17 protein-coding genes are annotated in these 20,872 nt (G+C 67.4%); 9 read left to right on the top strand and 8 right to left on the bottom strand.

The features are described from left to right. Nucleotides 1–7 precede the first annotated feature (7 nt). A complete protein-coding gene (locus tag AC5Y4S_RS08605) occupies nucleotides 8–2,059 on the bottom strand; it encodes a glycoside hydrolase family 15 protein (protein ID WP_500032228.1) in 2,052 nt (683 codons plus the stop codon). 93 nt (nucleotides 2,060–2,152) lie between these two features. Here AC5Y4S_RS08605 and AC5Y4S_RS08600 point away from each other — a divergent pair, with 93 nt between their 5' ends. The 5 genes from AC5Y4S_RS08600 to AC5Y4S_RS08580 all read left to right on the top strand — a co-directional run bounded on the left by AC5Y4S_RS08600 (nucleotide 2,153) and on the right by AC5Y4S_RS08580 (nucleotide 6,473). Further along, a complete protein-coding gene (locus AC5Y4S_RS08600) occupies nucleotides 2,153–2,347 on the top strand; it encodes a hypothetical protein (protein ID WP_068110359.1) in 195 nt (64 codons plus the stop codon). Nucleotides 2,348–2,659: 312 nt separating this feature from the next. After that, nucleotides 2,660–3,706, top strand: coding sequence for a sulfate ABC transporter substrate-binding protein (locus AC5Y4S_RS08595; protein WP_500032227.1), 1,047 nt, complete (start codon nucleotides 2,660–2,662; stop codon nucleotides 3,704–3,706). After that, a complete protein-coding gene (gene cysT, locus AC5Y4S_RS08590) occupies nucleotides 3,703–4,548 on the top strand; it encodes a sulfate ABC transporter permease subunit CysT (RefSeq protein ID WP_500032226.1) in 846 nt (281 codons plus the stop codon). The genes AC5Y4S_RS08595 and cysT overlap by 4 nt, the downstream gene beginning before the upstream one ends. Then, nucleotides 4,548–5,363, top strand: coding sequence for a sulfate ABC transporter permease subunit CysW (gene cysW, locus AC5Y4S_RS08585; RefSeq protein WP_500032225.1), 816 nt, complete (start codon nucleotides 4,548–4,550; stop codon nucleotides 5,361–5,363). Before cysT ends, cysW begins: the two co-directional genes overlap by 1 nt. A gap of 21 nt (nucleotides 5,364–5,384) precedes the next feature. After that, nucleotides 5,385–6,473, top strand: a complete 1,089-nt coding sequence (locus AC5Y4S_RS08580) for a sulfate/molybdate ABC transporter ATP-binding protein (protein ID WP_500032224.1) — start codon at nucleotides 5,385–5,387, stop codon at nucleotides 6,471–6,473. A gap of 18 nt (nucleotides 6,474–6,491) precedes the next feature. On the opposite strand, the gene AC5Y4S_RS08575 is transcribed toward AC5Y4S_RS08580, so the two are convergent. Next, the gene (locus tag AC5Y4S_RS08575) at nucleotides 6,492–8,441 is read right to left on the bottom strand and encodes a gamma-glutamyltransferase family protein (RefSeq protein ID WP_500032223.1); all 1,950 of its coding nucleotides are present in this window, start codon (nucleotides 8,439–8,441) and stop codon (nucleotides 6,492–6,494) included. A 199-nt stretch (nucleotides 8,442–8,640) separates the two neighbouring features. On the opposite strand from AC5Y4S_RS08575, the gene AC5Y4S_RS08570 reads away from it, so the two are divergent. Further along, entirely contained in the window at nucleotides 8,641–8,805 is a 165-nt protein-coding gene (locus tag AC5Y4S_RS08570; protein WP_500032222.1) for a hypothetical protein, read from the top strand. Nucleotides 8,806–8,816: 11 nt separating this feature from the next. On the opposite strand, the gene AC5Y4S_RS08565 is transcribed toward AC5Y4S_RS08570, so the two are convergent. The 3 genes from AC5Y4S_RS08565 to AC5Y4S_RS08555 are packed head-to-tail and all read right to left on the bottom strand — an operon-like array spanning nucleotide 8,817 to nucleotide 11,946. Further along, entirely contained in the window at nucleotides 8,817–9,548 is a 732-nt protein-coding gene (locus tag AC5Y4S_RS08565; protein WP_500032221.1) for a sirohydrochlorin chelatase, read from the bottom strand. Beyond that, nucleotides 9,527–10,270 (bottom strand): phosphoadenylyl-sulfate reductase, encoded by a 744-nt coding sequence (locus AC5Y4S_RS08560; RefSeq protein WP_500032220.1) that lies wholly within the window; start codon nucleotides 10,268–10,270, stop codon nucleotides 9,527–9,529. The genes AC5Y4S_RS08565 and AC5Y4S_RS08560 overlap by 22 nt, the downstream gene beginning before the upstream one ends. Beyond that, nucleotides 10,267–11,946, bottom strand: coding sequence for a nitrite/sulfite reductase (locus tag AC5Y4S_RS08555; RefSeq protein WP_500032219.1), 1,680 nt, complete (start codon nucleotides 11,944–11,946; stop codon nucleotides 10,267–10,269). The genes AC5Y4S_RS08560 and AC5Y4S_RS08555 overlap by 4 nt, the downstream gene beginning before the upstream one ends. Before the next feature lie 424 nt (nucleotides 11,947–12,370). Between AC5Y4S_RS08555 and hemW the strand changes: the two genes are divergently transcribed. Further along, nucleotides 12,371–13,543 carry a radical SAM family heme chaperone HemW gene (gene hemW, locus AC5Y4S_RS08550; RefSeq protein ID WP_500032218.1) on the top strand — a complete coding sequence of 391 codons (1,173 nt, stop codon included), beginning with the start codon at nucleotides 12,371–12,373 and terminating at the stop codon, nucleotides 13,541–13,543. 3 nt (nucleotides 13,544–13,546) lie between these two features. Here hemW and AC5Y4S_RS08545 read toward each other — a convergent pair whose 3' ends face one another. Then, on the bottom strand, nucleotides 13,547–14,794 hold the full coding sequence (locus tag AC5Y4S_RS08545) for a sodium-dependent bicarbonate transport family permease (protein ID WP_500032217.1): 1,248 nt from the start codon (nucleotides 14,792–14,794) through the stop codon (nucleotides 13,547–13,549). Between the two features lie 232 nt (nucleotides 14,795–15,026). After that, nucleotides 15,027–16,265 (bottom strand): sodium-dependent bicarbonate transport family permease, encoded by a 1,239-nt coding sequence (locus tag AC5Y4S_RS08540; RefSeq protein WP_500032216.1) that lies wholly within the window; start codon nucleotides 16,263–16,265, stop codon nucleotides 15,027–15,029. Between the two features lie 374 nt (nucleotides 16,266–16,639). On the opposite strand from AC5Y4S_RS08540, the gene AC5Y4S_RS08535 reads away from it, so the two are divergent. Together AC5Y4S_RS08535 and AC5Y4S_RS08530 are read left to right on the top strand one after the other, a co-directional pair. Further along, complete coding sequence (locus tag AC5Y4S_RS08535) at nucleotides 16,640–17,992, top strand: salicylate synthase (protein WP_500032215.1); 1,353 nt, start codon at nucleotides 16,640–16,642, stop codon at nucleotides 17,990–17,992. A 130-nt stretch (nucleotides 17,993–18,122) separates the two neighbouring features. Beyond that, nucleotides 18,123–19,139, top strand: a complete 1,017-nt coding sequence (locus tag AC5Y4S_RS08530; protein ID WP_500032214.1) for an acyl-ACP desaturase — start codon at nucleotides 18,123–18,125, stop codon at nucleotides 19,137–19,139. Here AC5Y4S_RS08530 and AC5Y4S_RS08525 read toward each other — a convergent pair. Beyond that, nucleotides 19,136–20,776, bottom strand: a complete 1,641-nt coding sequence (locus AC5Y4S_RS08525) for a (2,3-dihydroxybenzoyl)adenylate synthase (protein ID WP_500032213.1) — start codon at nucleotides 20,774–20,776, stop codon at nucleotides 19,136–19,138. The two genes, AC5Y4S_RS08530 and AC5Y4S_RS08525, sit on opposite strands and share 4 nt — an antisense overlap. Between the last annotated feature and the right edge of the window lie 96 nt (nucleotides 20,777–20,872).

Here is a 20,872-nt window from a genome sequence, read left to right as displayed (position 1 = left end):
CACGCTCCTACACCGGCGCGTTGGCCGGCTGGAACGTGCCCGATCCGTCGGCCTCCTCTTCGGCCCGGATGACGTGCACGACGGCGTTGATCAGGGCCAGGTGGGTGAACGCCTGCGGGAAGTTGCCCAGGTGCCGTCCGGTGCGCGGCTCGATCTCCTCGGCGTAGAGGTGCAGCGGGCTGGCGTAGGCCAGCAGCCGCTCGCAGAGCCGCTTGGCGCGGCTCACCTCGCCGATCTCGACCAGCGCCGAGACCAACCAGAACGAGCAGATCGTGAACGTGCCCTCCTCGCCGGACAGCCCGTCGTCGGTCTCCTCGACCCGGTAGCGCAGCACCAGGCCCTCCTCGGTCAGCTCGTTGGCGATGGCCAGCACGGTGTTGCGCACCCGCGGGTCGTCCGGCGGCAGGAACCGGGTCAGCACGACCAGCAGCAGCGAGGCGTCCAGCGCGTCGCTGCCGTAGCGCTGGGTGAACACGCCGCGCGAGTCGACCCCGTGCTCGAGGATGTCGTTCTTGATCTCCTCGGCGATCGCCCGCCACTGCTGGGCGTAGCTCTTCTCGCCCTGCCGCTCGGCAAGCTTGGACCCGCGGTCGAGCGCCACCCAGCACATCACCTTCGACGACGTGAAATGCTGCGGCTCCCCGCGCACCTCCCAGATGCCGCGGTCGGGCTCGCGCCAATGCTTGATCGCCTCTTCCACCTGCTTCTTGAGCACCGGCCACAGGGTCTCCGGGATTTGCTCTCGAGACTTGGCGTGCAGGTAGAACGAGTCCAGGATCGAGCCCCAGATGTCGTGCTGAACCTGGTCGTAGGCGCCGTTGCCGATCCGCACCGGACGGGCGTGGTCGTAACCGGAGAGGTGGTGCAGCTCCTCTTCGACCAGGCTGCGCTCGCCGCCGACGCCGTACATCACCTGCAGCGGGTGCCGCTCGTTGCTGTTGGCGCCGGAGACGTCGGCGATGAACGCGAAGAAGTCGTCGGCCTCGCGGTCGAGTCCCAGCGTGTAGAGGCCCCACAGCGCGAACGTCGAGTCGCGGACCCAGGCGTAGCGGTAATCCCAGTTGCGCTCGCCGTGCGGCGTCTCGGGAAGCGACGTGGTGCTGGCCGCCAGCAGCGCGCCCGTGGGCGAATACGTCAGACCCTTCAACGTCAGCGCGCTGCGCTGCAGGTAGGCGCGCCACGGGTGGTCGGGGAAGTTGCCGATGTTGATCCACTGCCGCCAGCACTCGGTGGTCTGCCACATCTTGTCGGCGGCCTCTTCGTAGGTCTGCGGCGCCGGGTGCTTGGTCCAGCTCAGGGCGACGAACACGTCATCGCCCTCTTTCATCCGGGTGCGCGCCCGCGCTTCCCGGCCTTCCAGCCCGATGCGCAGGTTGGTGGTCAGCCGCAGCGTTGGGTGCGCATCGGGCTGCTTGCTGGCGCGCGCGATGGCCTCGCCGTAGGCGTTGGCCGAGTACTCCCAGGTGACGCCGACGCGGTGGTAGTCGAACGCCGGCTCGCAGCTCATCATCAGCTCGACGGTGCCGCTGACGCAGCGCACCGTGCGCAGCAGGATGTGCTCGGCGTCCCAGTCCATCGGGGTGCGGCGATGCGTCCGCGAGCGGCGCTCGATGTCATGCCACGGGCCCATCACCAGCGCGTCACGCACGATCAGCCACCCGGTGTGGGTCTGCCAGGTGGTCTCCATGATCAGGCTGCCCGGAAGGTAGCGGCGCGCCGAGGGCACCGAGACGCCGTACGGGCCGAGCCGGAAGTGGCCGGCGCTACGGTCCAGGATGGCGCCGAACACGCTCGGGGAGTCGGGTCGGGGCACGCACAGCCATTCGACCGACCCGGCGGGCGAGATCAGGCACGTCGTCTCCCAGTCGGACAGGAACGCGTAGTCGGCGATCGGCGGAAATGGGTTCCGCAACGACGCGCTGGCCGCGAGTGGGGCGGGCGCGCTGAAATCGATCGGCGCCGCCAGCGCCGTCTCGGGAGGCGCGTCGAACGCTTGCAGGGGCGCCTCCGCGGGAGCACCGTCGGCCGGCTGGTCGGCGGGTTGGGCGTGCAGAACCATGCCGACATCATCGACTGTCAACCTGCCCGGCGTCCAATGTTTCCATTAGGTGTCGGTTGGGTGCGGGCGCCGGGGGCGAATAGGGTGAGCCGGGTGGGCGGGTTCCTGAATTGGTGGGACGGCAACGAGCTGTGGCTCTCGGGGCTCGCGTTCGTGCTGCAAGCCATGATCGTGATGCCCGTTGTTTTGGCGGTGGCTTACGTCACGGCGGGCCTGCTGGACCGCCTGCTCGGAAAGGGCATCAAGTTGATGCGCCGTGTTCGGCACGCCGATGGGGCGCCCGGATAACGCCCATGCCGCGCTCGCACGTGACGTTGATTCTGGTCACCCTCGTGGTGCTGGTGATCGTCACATGGCTAGCGACGCACTGACGCTCGATCGGGTGCGCGGTGGCGGCCCAGCGAATTCCTGTTAGGCTTCGCGACATGCACATGGCAACCGGCGTGGTGGAATGCGCTGTCTTTGTGCACTGTTGTCGTTGACTCCAACCCGTGCGCGGTTTGGTTAGGGGTCGTCGACTCTCCTGAAGGCTCATCGCCTTTCCGCTGCAACGGGATCCAGACCAGTTGTCCCGCCCGAAACAGCAACGAAAGGCCACCAATGCTCACCGACATCGGCAGTGCCCGACGTTGGCGGACTGCTGTGGGCGCCGCCATACTCGCCCTGATCGTCGGTGTCGTCGCCGCTTGTCAGGGTGGCCCCAGCGACGTGGTGGGCGGGAGCGGCCCCAGCAATGCGCGCACGAGTCTCACCCTTGTCGCCTATTCGGCCCCGGAACCCGGGTGGAGCAACGTGATCCCCGCCTTCAACGCCTCCGACGAGGGCAAGGGCATTCAGGTGATCACCTCCTACGGCGCCTCCGGCGACCAGTCCCGCGGCGTAGCCGAGGGTAAGCCGGCCGATCTCGTCAACTTCTCGGTCGAACCCGACGTCACCCGGTTGGTCAAGGCGGGCAAGGTATCCAAGGACTGGAACACCGACGCCACCAAGGGAATCCCGTTCGGGTCGGTCGTCACGCTGGTGGTGCGCAAGGGAAATCCGAAGAACATCAAGGACTGGGATGACCTGCTGCGGAACGGCATTGAGGTCATCACGCCCAGCCCGCTGAGTTCGGGATCGGCCAAGTGGAATCTGCTTGCCCCGTATGCCGTCAAGAGCGAAGGCGGCACCAACGGTCAGGCCGGCATCGACTTCATCCATAAATTGGTGAGCGAACACGTCAAGCTGCGCCCCGGTTCGGGACGGGAAGCCACCGACGTCTTCGTCCAGGGCAGCGGTGACGTCTTGATCAGCTACGAGAACGAGGCGATCGCGACCGAACGTGCGGGCAAGCCGGTCGAGCACGTCAATCCGCCGCAGACGTTCAAGATCGAGAACCCGTTGGCGGTGGTGACCACCAGCCCCCACCTGGATGCCGCCGTGGCTTTCAAGAACTTTCAGTACACCGCCGCGGCGCAGAAGGTCTGGGCGCAGGCCGGCTTCCGGCCGGTCGATCCCGCCGTGGCGGCGGATTTCCGCAGCCAGTTCCCCGCGCCGGCGAAGCTGTGGACGATCGCCCAACTCGGCGGCTGGGCCACGGTGGACCCGCAGCTGTTCGACAAGAGCACGGGCAGCATCACCAAGATCTACACGAAGGCGACGGGATGACCGCCACCATGACGCCCGTCCCCCGCGCGGCCCGAGTCGCCCGGCGACCCCGCGGATCGGGCACCACATCGTTACGCGTCGGCGTCGCGACGCTGTGGCTGTCGGTGATCGTGCTGCTGCCGCTGGGGGCCATCGCGTGGCAGGCCGCCGGCGGCGGCTGGCACGCCTTCTGGCTCGCCGTTACGTCGAACGCCGCGCTGGAGTCGTTCCGCGTGACGCTCACCATCTCCGCCGGCGTGACGGTCGTCAACCTGGTGTTCGGGCTGGTGATCGCCTGGATGCTGGTGCGCGACGACTTCTTCGGCAAACGGCTGGTCGACGCCATCATCGACCTGCCGTTCGCGCTGCCGACCATCGTCGCCAGCCTGGTGATGCTGGCGTTGTACGGGAACAACAGCCCGGTGGGGCTGCACCTGCAGCACACCGCTTGGGGCGTGGCGGTGGCGCTGGCCTTCGTCACCCTGCCGTTCGTGGTGCGGGCCGTTCAGCCGGTGCTTCTGGAGATCGACCGGGAGACCGAAGAGGCGGCGGCCTCGCTGGGCGCGAACGGTCCGAAGATCTTCACGTCGGTCGTGTTGCCGTCGCTGACCCCGGCCCTGTTATCCGGTGCGGGCCTGGCGTTCTCGCGAGCGATAGGCGAGTTCGGTTCGGTGGTGCTGATCGGCGGCGCGGTGCCGGGCAAGACCGAAGTGTCCTCCCAGTGGATACGGACGCTGATCGAGAACGACGACCGCACCGGAGCCGCCGCGATATCCATCGTGCTGCTTGCGATTTCGTTTACCGTGCTGTTCATCCTGCGCATCGTGGGCGGGCGCGCGGCCAAACGTGAGGAGTTGGCATAATGACGGCGTCGTCGACGAGGTCTCGCTACCTCATCCGATTCCTCGGGCTGACATACCTTTTCGTGTTGCTCGTCGTTCCGGTGTCGCTGATCCTGTGGCGGACCTTCCGCCCGGGGATCGGCCAGTTCTTCGACTGGGTGAGCACACCGGCCGCGGTATCGGCGCTGAATTTGACGCTGCTGGTGGTGGCCATCGTGGTGCCGCTCAACGTCGTTTTCGGGATTCCGACCGCGTTGGTGCTGGCGCGCAACCGGTTTCGGGGCAAGGGCGTGCTGCAGGCGGTCATCGACCTGCCGTTCGCGGTCTCGCCCGTCATCGTGGGCGTGGCATTGATCCTGCTGTGGGGGGCGGGCGGTGCCTTCGGGTTCGTCGAAAACAACCTCGGCTTGAAGATCATTTTCGGGCTGCCGGGGATCGTGCTGGCCAGCATCTTCGTCACGCTGCCGTTCGTGGTGCGCGAAGTGGAGCCGGTGCTGCATGAGTTGGGCACCGATCAGGAGGAGGCGGCCGCCACCCTGGGTTCGAGTTGGTGGCAGACGTTCTGGCGGATCACGCTGCCGTCCATCCGGTGGGGTTTGACCTACGGCATCGTGCTGACCGTCGCGCGCACGCTCGGCGAGTTCGGCGCGGTGATCATCGTGTCGTCTAACCTGCCGGGCAAGTCGCAAACCCTGACATTGCTTGTCGCGGACCGGTACAACCGCGGGGCCGAGTACGGCGCCTACGCGCTGTCGACGCTGCTGATGGGTGTGGCCGTGCTGGTCCTGATCTTCCAGCTGGTTCTCGACGTCCGCCGGGCACGAGCGACCAAGTAAGCCGGACAAGGAGACTCGCAGATGACCGACAATCCGACCGAGCCCCGCGACCCTGCGATCACGGTGCGTGACGCCTACAAGCGCTACGGCGATTTCGTGGCGTTGGATCATGTGGACTTCGTGGTGCCGAAGGGGTCGTTGACGGCGTTGTTGGGGCCCAGTGGTTCGGGTAAGTCGACGCTGTTGCGGGCCATTGCGGGGCTGGATCAGCCCGACAGTGGCACGGTGACGATCGACGGCCGGGATGTCACGCGGGTGCCGCCGCAGCGGCGCGGCATTGGGTTTGTGTTTCAGCATTATGCGGCGTTCAAGCACCTGACGGTGCGCGACAACGTGGCCTATGGGCTCAAGATCCGCAAGCGGCCCAAGGCCGAGATCAAGCAGAAGGTCGACAACCTGCTGGAGGTGGTGGGGCTGAGCGGTTTTCAGACCCGCTATCCCAATCAGCTGTCCGGGGGTCAGCGCCAGCGCATGGCGCTGGCCCGCGCGCTGGCGGTCGACCCGCAGGTGTTGTTGCTCGACGAGCCCTTCGGGGCGCTGGATGCCAAGGTGCGCGAGGATCTGCGGGCGTGGTTGCGCCGCCTGCATGACGAGGTGCACGTGACCACCGTGCTGGTCACCCACGATCAGCAGGAGGCCTTGGATGTGGCCGATCGCATCGCGGTGCTCAACAAGGGCCGCATCGAGCAGGTCGGCTCGCCCACCGACGTCTATGACTCCCCGGCGAGTTCGTTCGTCATGTCGTTTTTGGGCGCGGTGTCCGAGCTGAACGGCGCGCTGGTGCGCCCGCACGACATCCGGGTGGGCCGCAAGCCCGATATGGCGGTGGCCACCGCCGACGCCACCGCCGAATCCATCGGGGTGGTGCGCGCGACCGTCGACCGCGTCGTGGCGCTGGGTTTCGAGGTGCGCGTGGAGTTGACCAGCGCGGCCACCGGCGGCCCGTTCACCGCCCAGATCACCCGCGGCGACGCCGAGGCCCTCGCCCTGCGCGACGGCGACACCGTGTACGTGCGGGCCACCCGTGTCCCGCCCCTGCCGAGCGATGTGATTCCGCGCGGCCGGGCCGGCGACGCGGACGAGGATCAGAGCACGCTGACGTCGGCCTGAGTTGCGGGGGAACCCGCGTTATCCGTTGTCGCCCATCACCGCACCCTCGCGGCGCGGGTCGGCGCCCCCGGCCCACTGCCCGGTGCTGCGGGTGATCGCCGAAAGCCCGCTGGACTGGTCGGCCAGGTTGACCTGATGTCCGAGCACGCGCAGGCCAGTCACCAGCGGGTCGTGGTCGCCGTTGTCGGACCTGTCGATCTCGGGATCCTCGCCGCCGACGTTCGTTTGCGGTGAGTTCTGCGCACCGAAGTCGACCAGTGACACCGCCTGCTGCGGGTTTAGGCCCCAATCAAGCATCGCCACAAGCGTTTTCACGACGAACTGGATGATCGTCGAACCGCCCGGCGACCCCGCCACCGCGTACAACGCACCCCGTGCGCCTTGCCCAATGGGCGAGGCGGCGAAGACCAGCGTCGGCGCCATCGAGCTTCGCGGCCGCTTGCCGGGCTGCACGCGGTTGGCCACCGGCGAACCGTCGGCCGCGCGGGGGTCGGCGGCGAAATCGGTGAGCTGGTTGTTCAGGACGAACCCGTCGACCATGTGGAACGAACCGAACGTCGACTCGACGGTCGTCGTGAACGCGGCTGCGTTGCCGTACGAATCGATGATGCTGACGTGGCTGGTGCCGTGCTCCGTCCCCGGCGGTGCGACGCCGGTGGGCGCGCCGAAGTCTCCGGGCCTGGCGCTGCCCATGCTGCGCTGCGTTGAGATCAGCGCGGCGCGTCCGGCCAGATAGCCCGGGTCGATCAGCGCGCTGAGGGCACCGCCGGGCAACCCGACGAAATCGGGGTCCGCGACGTATTTGTCACGGTCGGCGTAGGCCAGCCGCTCGGCTTCGGAGACGAGGTGGACGCCCATCACGCTCGGGCGACCGCCGTTGAGGTCGACGTGGGCGGGCGGGTAGTCGCCCATCGGGAAGTGCTCGAGGATGCCCAGCGTGGCGGCCACCGCGACGCCGCCCGACGACGGCGCGGGCATGCCGCAGATCTGCCGGCCCCGATACGTCATGCACAGCGGGTCGCGCCGCTTGGCGACGTAGCCCGCCAGGTCCTCGTCGGTCATCAGGCTCGGCGTGCGGCCCAACGGGGCGTCCGCAGCCGCGACGATGTCGTGGGCGATGTCGCCGGTGTAGAAGGCGTTGGCACCCGCGGAGGCGATGGCGGACAACGTTTTTGAGTATGCGGGGTTCGTGAGCCGCGTGCCCGCCGCCTTGGGGCTGCCGTCCGGGTTGAGGAAATATGCGCGGGCCTGCGGGTCGACGCGCAGTGCTGCCGCCGAGTCGGGGATGGCGGCGGCCAGCCGGGGGCTGATGTCGAATCCGTTGTCCGCCAATGCCGTCGCGGGGGCGAAGAGATCGCGCCAGGGCAGGTGGCCGTGGTCGTTGTGCACGAGCTCGAGCAATCGCGGGATGCCCGGGACCCCGATCGACCGCCCGGAGGCTCGCGCGTCGGGGACGGGCGCGGCGTGATCGGCGTCGCTGACCCAGCGCAGGTAGTTCTCGCCGGCCGCCGCCGGCGCGACCTCGCGGCCGTCGTAGGCCTGAACTGAACCGGCGCGGGCGTCGTAATAGAGCGCGAACCCACCGCCGCCGAGGCCCGACGACTGCGGTTCGACCAAACCCAGGACCGCCTGGGCGGCCACCATCGCGTCGGCGGCGGTGCCGCCGTCGCGCAGCACCCGGCATGCCGCCTGGGTGGACAGCGGGTTGGCGGTGGCCACGGCGTAGTGAGCCGTTCGCACGACGGTCATGTCCGTGCGGTAGCCGGTCGCGTTCTCGGGATTTGCCGCGGTGCCCGCCGAAGCCGAAGGCGCCGAAGGCTTTTGCGGAACGGGCGTGCCGTTGGGCACGATCTCGCACGGACCCGCCGCGGTGGGCGTGGCCGCGTGCCTGTCGCCGCACCCGGCCAGCACCACCAAAAGCGTGGCCAGCAAAGCTCCGATCGAGCGGGTGTTCAAGGCACGAAGCATACGGGACCCGAGCGGGCGGCTTAAGTCACGTTTCGGGGGCTCCCGCCCGCCAGCAAAACACGATTTGCTGTGCGGCCCGGCCGACGGGTGTAGCGTCATCGTGGTTCAGACGATTCGGCGGGACGTGGGCGTCCGGAATCGAGTGGATGGGTCTGTCCAGGCCGTTTGGGGCCGGGGCTCGCTACACGAGGAGGTCGTCGTGACACCTGACGACACGCACCACAGGTTGCTCGACCGCGAAAAGCAAGAGCGGATGGAGCAAATCGAAGCAATACTCCGCCGACTCAACCCAGAGCTGACCGACCAGCAGCTTGCAGAGCTAATGACTCGGCTTCGTGAGGGGTCCGGTTTGACCGACGTTTAGGTCCCTGCGGCTCAGGCGGCGACGTGGCGCGTCCGAGCCGTGCGGGCCTGGTCAAAGCGATCCAACACCGTCTCGGCCACCGCCGGGTGCGCGCCCAGCGGGGCCGCCAACTCGACGCCGGCGTAGTCGGCGAACCTGCCCACCCGGTCCGGCAGCCGACCCGGCGCCAGGAACCACGGCGCGATGACCACCCGTCGGGCGCCCTGCCGACGCAATCGGCCTGCGGCCTCGGCCAGCGACGGTTCCGGATGGGTCACGAAGGCAGTCGTCGCCCCCGCCCAGCTCGTGCCCGCCAGCAGACGGGGTGCCACCCCGCGAGTCCGCGCGTTGGCCATGGGGTCGGACGACCCGATCGCCGCCACGAGCACGCCGACCCGCTCGTCGTCCCGGGAGACGCCCAACTCCGTCACCCGCTGCCGCAGCACCGAGATCAGCCGCGGATCCTCGCCCAGCACGCCGGCCTGGCCGGCATCGACACCGGACCGGGCGATCTGGCGGGGAATGTCGACCCGGGCGTGGTAGGCGTTCGCCAACAACAGCGGGGTAACGACGGGGTCGTCGCAGTCGCCCAGCACGTCGACCAGGCTGGGTGCGTTCAGCTCGCAGAAGGCAAGCCGCACGTCCAGGCCGGGCCGTGTGCGCGCCACCCGACGGGCGACGGCCCGCGCGTTGGCCGCCGACCGTGGATCCTCGCTCCCGTGCGCGACGAGCAGGAGGGTGCTCACGACGCGTGCAGCCCGCATTCCGTCTTGGCATGGCCCTGCCAGCGGCCGCTGCGCGGGTCGGCCCCGTCGATCGGCTTGGCCGTGCACGGGGCGCAACCGATCGACGGATAGCCTTCGTAGACAAGGGGATTGACCAGCACGTCGTTCTCGGCGATGTAGTTCTGCATGTCGTCGTCGGTCCACGTGGCCAGCGGGTTGATCTTCACCAGCTTGTATCCCTCGTCGAAGCTGATCACCGGGGCGTTGGCGCGCGTCGGTGCGTCGCTGCGGCGCAGGCCGGTCACCCACGCCGAGTAGCCGCGCAACGCCTTGCCCAACGGGGCGACCTTCCGCAGCCGGCAGCACTCGCCCGGGTCGCGCGCAAACAGGTCCTTGCCCATCAGCCTGTCCTGCTCGGCCACGGTGTGCTCGGGCGTGACGTTGACCACCCGGATGTCGTAGACGGATTCGATGGCGTCCCGGGTACCGATGGTCTCCACGAAGTGGTAGCCGGTGTCCAGGAACATCACCGGCACGCCCGGACGCACCTTGGCGGCCAGATCGATCAGCACGGCCTCCTGCATGCTGGACGCCACGACGTAGTTGCACGTCGCCCAGCCGCGCGGCCCGTTGATTCCGCCGAAGTTCTCATCGGTCCAACGCAGCAGCTCGGTGGCGCTGGCGCCCTCGAGTTCGGCGGCGCCGCGGGCAGCCAACTCGCGCAGTTGAGCTTCCGTCGGCCTGGTCGTTTCTGAGATCATCGCAAGTCGCCTTCCTCGGCGCGAACGACCCACTGCGCGAATCGTTCACCGTCGCTTCGGTGCTTGATGAAGTTGCGTACCACTCGCTCGATGTAGTCGCCCAGCTCGTCGCTGGTGACCTTGTGCTGCCGCAGTTTTCGGCCGAAGCCGCTGTCCAGGCCGAGGCTGCCGCCCAGGTGCACCTGGAACCCCTCGACCGAGCCGCCGTGGCCGTCGTCGACCATCTGGCCCTTGAACCCGATGTCGGCGACTTGAATCCGCGCGCACGAGTTCGGGCAACCGTTGATGTTGACCGTGATCGGCACGTCCAGCGCGGCGTTGAGGTCCTCCAGCCGACGCTCCAGCTCGGGCACCAAACCCTGTGCGCGCCCACGGGTTTCGGCGAACGACAGCTTGCAGAACTCGATCCCGGTGCACGCCATGAGATTTCGGCGCCAACGCGACGGGCGCGATTGAAGCCCCAGCGCCTCCGCGCCGGCGATCAGGTCATCGAGCTTCTCGTCGGGCACGTCGAGGACGATCAGCTTCTGGTACGGGGTGAACCGGATGCGGTCCGAACCGGCCCGCTCGGCCAGGTCGGCCACCGCCGAGAGGATGGTGCCCGACACGCGCCCGGCGATCGGGGCGAGCCCGACGGCGTTGAGCCCGTTCTTGAGCCGCTGCACTCCGACGTGATCGATCGGATGCGGGACCGGCTCGGGGGCGGGGCCGTCGATCAGCGGGCGCTTGAGGTATTCGGTCTCGAGAACTTCCCTGAACTTTTCGATGCCCCAGTCTTTGATCAGGAACTTCAGCCGGGCCTTGGCCCGCAGCCGCCGATAGCCGTAGTCCCGGAAGATCGAGGTCACCGCGGCCCACACCTCGGGCACCTCGTCCAGCGGAACCCAGGCGCCGACCCGCTGGGCCAGCATCGGGTTCGTCGACAGGCCGCCGCCCACCCATAGATCCAGGCCGGGACCGTGCTCGGGATGGTTGACACCGACGAACGCGATGTCGTTGATCTCGTGCACGACGTCCTGCAGACCGGAGATGGCGGTCTTGTACTTGCGGGGCAGGTCGGCGAAGTCGGGCTTGCCGATGTAGCGGCGCACGATCTCGTCGATCGCCCAGCTCGGGTCGAGCACCTCGTCCAGGGACTCGCCGGCCAGGGGCGACCCCAGGATCACGCGCGGGCAGTCCCCGCACGCCTCGGCGGTCTGCAGGCCGACCTCGGCCAGACGCCGCCAGATCTCAGGGACGTTTTCCACCTCGATCCAGTGCATCTGCACGTTCTGCCGGTCGGAGATGTCGGCAGTGTCCCGGCCGAATTCGGTCGAGATCTGGCCCACCGTGCGCAGGGCGGCGGTGGACAGCGCGCCGCCGTCGCAGCGGACCCGCATCATGAAGTACTTGGCCTCGAGCAAATCGGCGTTCTCGTCGCCGGTGAATGACCCGTCATACCCCTGCTCGCGCTGGGTGTAGAGGCCCCACCAGCGGAAGCGGCCCCGCAGATCGGACTTCTCGATGCTGTCGAATCCGTCCTTGGCGTACACGTTTTCGATGCGTTCGCGCACGTCGAGCGGGGCGCCGGCCTGCTTCATCTCTTCGTTGGGATTTAGCGGCTCGCGATCGCCCAGCGCCCACTGACCCTCACTCCGGGCCTTGTTTTGGGCCCTGGCCGGACGGGCTGTGGTCATCGGGTCTCCTTCGCGAACATCGCAGGCTTGGACGCGCAGCACACCGCTTTTATTTCGGCTGCGCAGATCCGGCAGCCAGCTGAGTACAGGTGGGGCGGGTCTACGGCATCAAGGCAGACAGCAACAACAACAGCTGCATACGCGCTTGAGATCGATGTGTCGCCGAGCCACGAGGGCGATTCGCAGGCTCCGATTGGCGACAGTCACGGCAGCCATTGTGCCACGGACCGCGACAAGCTTTGCTATCAGGTCATATTTTTCCTCACGCTGACCCAAAGTAGGGCGCGACTCTGGGCGCTTGGGCAGACGCAGCCGCGAATCGCCTGAGAATCAGCTCCTGCTGATCGAGCCGGCCTTACCCGGCCTGACCTGCGTCGATCCGTCTCGCTCGACGGCGGGAGCTCTCGTCGTGGGAAAATTCGGCATGCCCATTGCCGAGGCCCCGGTTGACCTGCCCGCCCTGCGGCCGAACCCCGGGCAGCCGTTCGGGTTGTACATCCACGTCCCGTTCTGCATAACCCGCTGCGGATACTGCGACTTCAACACCTACACCCCGGCCGAGCTGGGCGGCGTCAACCCGGACGCCTGGCTGCAGGCACTGGGAACGGAGCTTCAGCTGGCGGCCGCCCGGCTGGACGGACCGACCGTCAGCACGGTGTTCGTCGGCGGGGGCACCCCTTCGCTGCTGGGCGGCGCGCGCGTGGCCAAGCTGCTGGACATGGTGCGTGAGCACTTCGCCGTCGCGCCGGACGCCGAGATCACCACCGAGGCCAACCCGGAGTCGGCGTGGCCGGACTTTTTCGCGGCCATTCGCGCCGCCGGGTTCACCCGGGTGTCGCTCGGCATGCAGTCGGTGTCACCGCGGGTGCTCGGCGTCCTCGACCGGATCCACACCCCGAACCGCTCGGCGGCCGCGGCCCGCGAGGCGTTAGCCGAGGGCTTCGAACACGTCAGCCTCGACCTGATCTACGGGACGCCGGGAGAGTCCGACGACGACCTGCTGCGCTCCGTCGACACCGCGATCGACACCGGCGTCGACCACGTCTCCGCCTATGCCCTGGTGGTGGAGGAGGGCACCGCGCTGGCGCGGCGGGTGCGGCGCGGGGAGCTCGCCGCCCCCGACGACGACGTGCTCGCGCACCGCTACGAATTGGTCGATGCCCGGCTTTCCGCGGCGGGGATGTCCTGGTACGAGGTGTCCAACTGGTGCCGACCGGGCGGTGAGTGCCGGCACAACCTCGGTTACTGGGACGGCGGCCAGTGGTGGGGCGCAGGACCGGGTGCCCACGGGTATGTCGGTGCGACGCGGTGGTGGAATGTCAAGCACCCCAACGCCTACGCGGAGAAGCTGGCCGGCGGCGCACTTCCGGTGGCCGGCTTCGAGCAGTTGGACGGCGACGCGTTGCACACCGAGGAGGTGCTGCTGAAAACTCGTTTGCGCCAAGGACTTCCGCTGGATCGGTTGGGCGCAGCCGAACGCGAACGCGCCGAAACCTCCGTCGCGGACGGGTTGCTGGTATCCGAGGGCGACAACCTGGTGCTCACCCCGCGCGGCCGGCTGCTCGCCGACGCGGTGGTGCGCACGCTGCTGGGGTAGCCGTCAAGCGGCGCCCGGGAACCAATGTGCCACTAGGCGATTGAACTCGATGTAGAGCGGGATCCCGATGGTGACGTTGTAGGAGAACGTCAATCCCAGTGAGGCGGCGAGCGGCAGCGTCGGGCTGGCCTCGGGGATCGCCAGCCGTTGCACCGCCGGGACCGTGATGTAAGACGCCGCGCCGCACAGTACCGCGAACAGTACGTAGGTGCCCGGCTGGAAGTGGGTGTCGGTGAGGTCGGCGTAGCTGTAGGCGGCCAGGATCCCCAGCCCCGCAAACAGGTTGGGCGCCAGCAGGCCAAAGGCGATGAAGCCACGGCCGGCGAGCTTGAGGTCGTGCAACTTGCGGGACGCCGTCATGCCCATCTCGAGCAGGAACAGACAGAGCACGCCCTGGAACGCCGCGACGAAGAGTTCGTTCTGGTCGTGAACGACCTTCTGCCCCTGCAGCGCGCTGACGAAGCCGATGATGATGCCGCCGATCAGGAGAATGAGCCCCGGGTTGAGGAAGACCTCCTGCATCAGCTCACGGGAGAAGATCGGCATTCGCTTGGCCTTCCCGCGGACCGGGCTGTCGTCGGGCTCCCAGTTCGGATGCTCCAGCTTTTCCAGCGAGAGTTCCAGTTCCTGCTCGACGCCTCGTTGGCCCTCGTCGTCGAGGCTCTCGCCGGGCAGGGGCCGTGCGGCGGTTCCGGGACCGACCCCGACGGCGACCGGCGCGACGTAGCCGGGCTCGTCGGGCATGTAGCCCGATTCGTTGAGACCCCGGTGGCGCAGCCGCATCACCAGATACAGCGCCACCAGGCAGCCCGGAATCTCCATGATGGCCAACAGGACTGGCATGTAGGCGTTGAAAGCGATGCCCACGCCGGACAGCACGGCGACGCAGGTGGCGAAGGTTCCGGCCGAATCCGATCCGTAATAGCCGGCGACCGTCGCGCGGTCGACTTGGCGAAGGCGGGTCGTATATTTCAGCACCACGTACGCCAGAACTCCGATGACGAAGTTCAATGCGAAGCCCATCAACGCGAAGCCGGCGATGTTGTCGATGTCGGCCGGCTGGATCTTGGCGAGCTCTTCGCCACCCTGCCAGCCGATCGACACCAACAGGTACATGGTCAGACCCTGATAGATCACATACGGAAACTCGAACCGCACCTTCATGATCGGGATCAGGAAGCCGAAATAGAAGAACAGCAGTAGCGGCTTGAAGAGATTATGGGTGAAGTTATCCCAGAACTCATGCAGCATTAGCGCCTCCGACGGTCAATACGGCGGTGCCGCAAGCAGCATCCAACGCCGGGGAGTCCACGAACATCATTAGTACCTTGGGGACTCACGGGACTTGAGTCAACGGAGTGAAGGTGTCTTTACGAATCGTTAACAACGCGTAACCGGGGGACACAAAAGTCCCGCCCGTCGCAGCGGGTTGGACGCGACGGCGGCCAATGGCATTGTGGGCCATTGGCCTTCGTCCAGGCTTTTACGTGAACCAGTGCCCGACCAGGCGGTTGATCTCGATGTAGAGCGGGATTCCGATGGTGACGTTGTAGGAGAACGTCAAACCCAGCGATGCGGCCAGCGGCAGGGTGGGGCTGGCCTCGGGGATTGCCAGGCGCTGCACCGCCGGAACGGCGATGTACGAGGCCGCGCCACACAGGACGGCGAACAGCACGTAGGTTCCGGGCTTGAACTCGGTGTGGGTGAGGTAGGCGTAGCTGTGCGCGACCAAAATCCCAAGCGGGGCAAAGATGTTCGGGGCAAGCAGCCCGAAGAAGATGAAACCGAGGCCTGCCGATCGCAGGTCCTTCAGCTTGCGTGACGCCGTCATGCCCATCTCGAGCAGGAAAAGGCACAGCACGCCTTGGAATGCCAGCACGAAGAACTTGTCGTCGTCCGCAACGACTTTCTGGCCCTGCAGCCCACTGATGAGGCCGATGAGGATGCCGCCCATCAGAAGCACGAGCCCAGGGTTGAGGAACACCTCCTGCAACAACTCGCGCGAGAAGATCGGCATCCGCTTGGGCTTGCCCAGCGCCGGGGTTTGATCGGGCTCCCAGTTCGGGTGCTCCAGCTTTTCCATCGAGAGCTCGAGCTCCTGCTCGACTCCCCGCTCGTTTTCGGCCGCGAGGCTCTGGCCGTGCGGGGGTCGTGCCGCGGTGCCGGGCCCGATCCCGACCTTCACCGGTGCGACGTAGCCGGGCTCGTCGGGCATGTAACCGGCTTCGCTCAGGCCGCGGTGGCGCAGCCGCGCCACCAGGTACAGGGCGACCAGGCAGCCCGGAATCTCCATGACGGCCAACATGACCGGCATGTAGGCGTTGAACGCCATGCCGATGGCCGTCAGCACGGCCACGCAGGTGGCGAACGTTCCCGCGGAGTCCGACCCGTAATAGCCGGCGACCGTGGCCTTGTCGATTCGTCGCATCGAACTCATGCGCCCCAGGAGCAGGTAGGCCAACCCCCCGATCACGAAGTTCAACACGAAGCCCAGGACCAAGAAGCCCGTAATGGTGCCGATCTCGTCGGGCTTGATCTTGGCGAGCTCCTCACCGCCGTGCCATCCGATGGCCAGCAGCAGGTACATCGTCAGGCCCTGATAGATCACGTACGGGAACTCGAACCGCACCTTGAGGATCGGGATCAGGAAGCCGAAGTAGAAGAACAGCAGCAGCGGCTTGAACAGGTTGTGGGTGAAGTTGTGCCAGAACTCCTGCAGCATTTGGTGCCTCTCTTCAGTGATCCGATGATCAGGGAAAGCACCGTCCGCACGCGGGCCATCACGAACATCCCGATGATCGTGCAAGAATTTAGCCCCGCCGTGGGGGGCCCGCCACTCGGAAATCGCCCGGGAAACCCGCGTTTAACATCGCCGTGACGCAATATCGGATTTCGCCAAAGCCGGAGGTCACAGCGGTGCTGGTAGGGATAGGTAAAGCGCGCTGGACGTGAATCCTCTGTGACTTTTCTGGGGATTGACTGTGTGCATGGGCGTGGCGGTGTCTCGCCGGGCGTGCAGGACCGTTCCGACGGGTCCGCGCCGGCCAAAGGGAGGGGTTGCGCGGCCTTACATAGGTTAGGCTACATTTACTAACCGTGACCGAGCTCAGCGTCGAGACGAATCCCGCCGGCTCCGCGTCACCGCTGATTCCCTTAGTTCCCGGCATCGATCCGGCTGACCTCGCCGCCCAGCTGGCCGCCGCGCTGCCCGAGCGCTCGGGCGAGGAGTACCTCCTCTACGAGCGCAACGGGCAATGGGTCCTGGCCACCGGTGTGCGGGCCATGGTCGAGCTGGACAGCGACGAGCTGCGGGTCATCCGCGACGGCACCACCCGGCGGCAACAATGGACCGGACGGCCCGGGCCCGTGCTGGGCGAAGCCATCGACCGGCTGCTGCTCGAAACCGACCAGCTGTTCGGCTGGGTCGCCTTCGAATTCGGCGTCTACCGCTACGGGCTGCAGCAACGGCTGGCACCGCAAACGCCGCTGGCGCGGCTGTTTTGGCCCCGCACCCGCATCGTGGTGAGCGAGCAGGGCGTTGGCCTGCACGGTGCCGACGTCGCGCACGCCGAGGCGGTGCGCCGCTTGCTGAGCGACGGCGTCGCCGGCGTGCCGGACGCCCGCACCGTTGACTTGAGCGACGACCCGTCGGGCTACCGCACCCGAGTGGCGGCGGCCGTCCGCGAGATCGCCAACGGCGAGTACCACAAGGTGATCCTGTCGCGCTGCGTCGAAGTGCCTTTCCCGCTTGACTTTCCGGCCACCTACCGGCTGGGCCGCCGGCACAACACACCGGTGCGGTCCTTCTTGTTGCGGCTCGGCGGCATGCGTGCCGTGGGTTACAGCCCCGAACTCGTCGCAGCCGTTCAGCACGACGGGACGGTGGTGACCGAGCCGCTGGCCGGGACGCGCGCGCTCGGTCGTGGTGCGGCGCATGATCGCCAGGCCCGCGACGAATTGGAGTCGAACTCCAAAGAGATTGTCGAGCATGCCATTTCGGTACGCAGCTCGCTACAGGAGATGGCCGAGATCGCCGAGCCGGGGACCTCGGTCGTCAGCGACTTCATGACCGTGCGGGAGCGGGGGAGCGTGCAGCACCTCGGCTCGACGGTCAGCGCCCGCCTGGACGCATCGAGGGACCGCATGGACGCGCTGGAGGCGCTCTTTCCGGCCGTCACGGCCTCCGGCATCCCGAAGGCGGCCGGCGTCGAGGCCATCCTGCGCCTCGACGAAGTTCCGCGCGGCCTCTACTCCGGTGCCGTGGTGATGGTTTCGGCGGACGGCGGCCTGGACGCGGCGCTGACACTGCGCGCTGCCTACGAATGCGACGGCAAGACGTGGTTGCGCGCCGGCGCGGGCATCATCGAAGAATCGGAGCCCGAGCGCGAGTTCGAGGAGACCTGCGAAAAGCTGTCCACGCTCGCGCCGTACCTGATCCCCCGGCGATAGCGCCTGGCCTTCCGTCGCCGATCCCGTCGCCCGGGGACTTTGGTCCCTAGTCGGCCGGTCCTCCCGCGTGTCATCTTTGTGTAACCACACGACACAGATACTGATTGACACACATAACTGGGAGGGCTCCGTGTCCGACGGCTTGACCAACTTGCAGCTACTTCGTGAGCTGGAACCCGTGGTCGAAAAATTGCTCGACCGCCACCTCTCGCTGTTCAAGGAGTGGAACCCGCACGACTACGTTCCGTGGTCGGACGGCAAGAACTTTTACGCGCTGGACGGCCAAGACTGGGAGCCGGGGCAGAGCCGGTTGTCCGACGTGGCGCAGGTCGCGATGGTGCAAAACCTGCTGACTGAGGACAATTTGCCGTCATATCACCGGGAGATCGCGATGAACTTCACCATGGACGGCCCGTGGGGACAGTGGGTGAACCGCTGGACCGCCGAGGAGAACAGGCACAGCACGGCGCTGCGCGACTACCTGGTGGTCACCCGCGCGGTCGACCCGGTCGAGCTGGAGAAGCTCCGCTTGGAGCAAATGACTCGAGGGTTCAGCCCCGGCCAGAACCACCAGGGTTACATGTTCGCTGACAGCCTCTTCGACTCGGTGATGTATGTGTCGTTTCAGGAGTTGGCCACCCGCGTCGCCCACCGCAACACGGGCAAAGTCGCCAACGACACCATCGCGGAACAGCTGATGGCCCAGGTGTCGCACGACGAGAACCTGCACATGATCTTCTACCGGGACGTCAGCGCCGCCGGTCTGGACATCGCGCCCAACCAGGCGATGCGCTCGGTGCATCGGATCCTGCGCAACTTCAAGATGCCCGGGTTTACCGTGCCGGAGTTTCGGCGCAAGGCCGTGATCATCGCGGTCGGCGGCGTCTACGACCCGCGCATCCATCTCGACGAGGTGGTCATGCCGGTCTTGAAGAAATGGCGCATCTTCGAGCGTGACGACTTCACCGGCGAGGCGGCCCGGATGCGCGACGATCTCGGGGTGCTGATCAAGGAACTCGAGATGGCCGGCGACAAATTCGACGAATCCAAGCAGCGCTACCTGGAGCGGGAGGCCCGCAAGACCGAGCGGATCACCGCCAACAAGGTCCTCAAAACCGAAGGGACGCTGACACTTAGCGGACGCTAGCCGTTGTCGATTGACCGTACGATCGCCTTCTTGTCGATCTTGCCGATCGGCGTCGTGGGCAGCGCCGCCAGCGCGACCAGCACGTCGGGCCGGGCGTGGGTGGCGACGCCGCGCCCGTCGAGGTGGGCGTTGAGCTCGGCGAGGGTCAACTGGACCCGGTCGAAAACAACCGCCGCGCAGATCTTTTCGCCCAGGTACGGGTCGGGCAGCGCAACCGCCGCGGCCGAACGGATCGCGGGATGGCTCAGCATGTGTTCTTCGAGTTCGGCCGCCGCAATTGTCTCTCCGGCGCGGCAGATGACGTCCTTGATCCGGCCGGTGACCACCAGGTTGCCGTCGTCCCTGCGGCGGACGAGATCACCGCTGCGGTAGAAGCCGTCGGGATCGAAGCAGCGCTCGTTGTCGCGTTCGGCGCGGAAGTAGCCGTTGAGCGTGTACGGCCCGCGGACCAGCAGTTCGCCCTCCTCGCCGGGCGCCACCGGCCGGCCGGCCGCGTCGACGATGCGCAACTCGTCGGCCGCACACAGCGGACGGCCCTGGGTGTTCTCGACGACTTCCGGGGGATCGTCCGGCCGGGTGTAGCAGAGCAGCCCCTCGGCCATCCCGAACACCTGCTGCACGCCCGGCGTCAGCGTGGCGCGCACCAGGCGGGCATCCGTCGGCTCCAGCCTCGCTCCGCCAATCTGCAAGAGCCGCAACGACTTCGGAGTTACCGGCTCCCACTCACAGGCCTGGGCCCACAGCTTGGCCAGCGCCGGCACCAGGGCCGTCACGGTCACGCGGTGGCGCGCGATGGCGGCAAAGGCGGCCTCCGGGCTGGGATCGGCGTCGAACACCGTCGTGGCGCCGACGGACATCGCGCCCAGCAGGCCGGGACAGGCCAGCGGGAAGTTGTGGCCCGCGGGCAGCACCGAAAGATAGACGTCGTCCGCCGTCAGCCGGCAGACCTCGGCGCTGGCCGTCGCGTTGAACACGTAGTCGTCGTGGGTGCGGGGGATCAGCTTGGGGGTGCCGGTGGTGCCGCCTGAAACCAGCAGCAGCGCAGGCATTGCCGGGTCGGAAGGCGGCGGCGAGTGGGCGCTGCCTTGCTCGCACAGTTGCGTCCACCCCGTGAACTTTCCGGGGTCGCCGTCGACGATCACATGCTTGAGCGCCGGGTGCGCATCGACGAGCCCGCCCGCCATCGCCGGGTAGTCGAAACCGCTTGCGGCATCGGGTATCACGAGGGCTGTCGCCTCGCTGACGGCGGCGAAGTGGCCCAATTCGGCGGCCCGGTGAGCGGGAAGGCACATCACCGGGATCGCGCCGGACCGCAGCAGTCCGAACAGCGCCGCGGCGAATTCGCGGCCGTTCGGCAGCTGGAGCAGGACCCGGTCGCCGGGCGCCACGCCCAGCGCGCGCAGCCCGGTTGCCGCGCGGTTGACCCGCTCGTCGAGCTCCGCGTAGCTGTATCCGGCGTCGGCCCCCGCGTCGACGACCGCGGTCCGGTTCGGCCAGCGGCGCGCCGCGTCGGTGAGGATCGTGTCCAGGGCGCGTCCCGTCCAGTAGCCCGCCGCGCGATACGACGCGGCCCGGTCGGCCGGGAAAGGCACGAACCCGTCCAGGTCCGCCGAGCGCCGCGTCGTGTTCGGGACCATCTGTCTCCTTGGGCTCGGGGGGTGGTAGCGGCGGCGCCAGGGATGAGGATAGGGTAACCAAACAACTTAGGGCAGCCTTTGCTAATTCAGGGAGGA

The sequence above is a fragment of the Mycobacterium sp. NGS64 genome (genome assembly GCF_059812245.1).
This window is presented reverse-complemented; position numbering and strand designations above follow the sequence as displayed.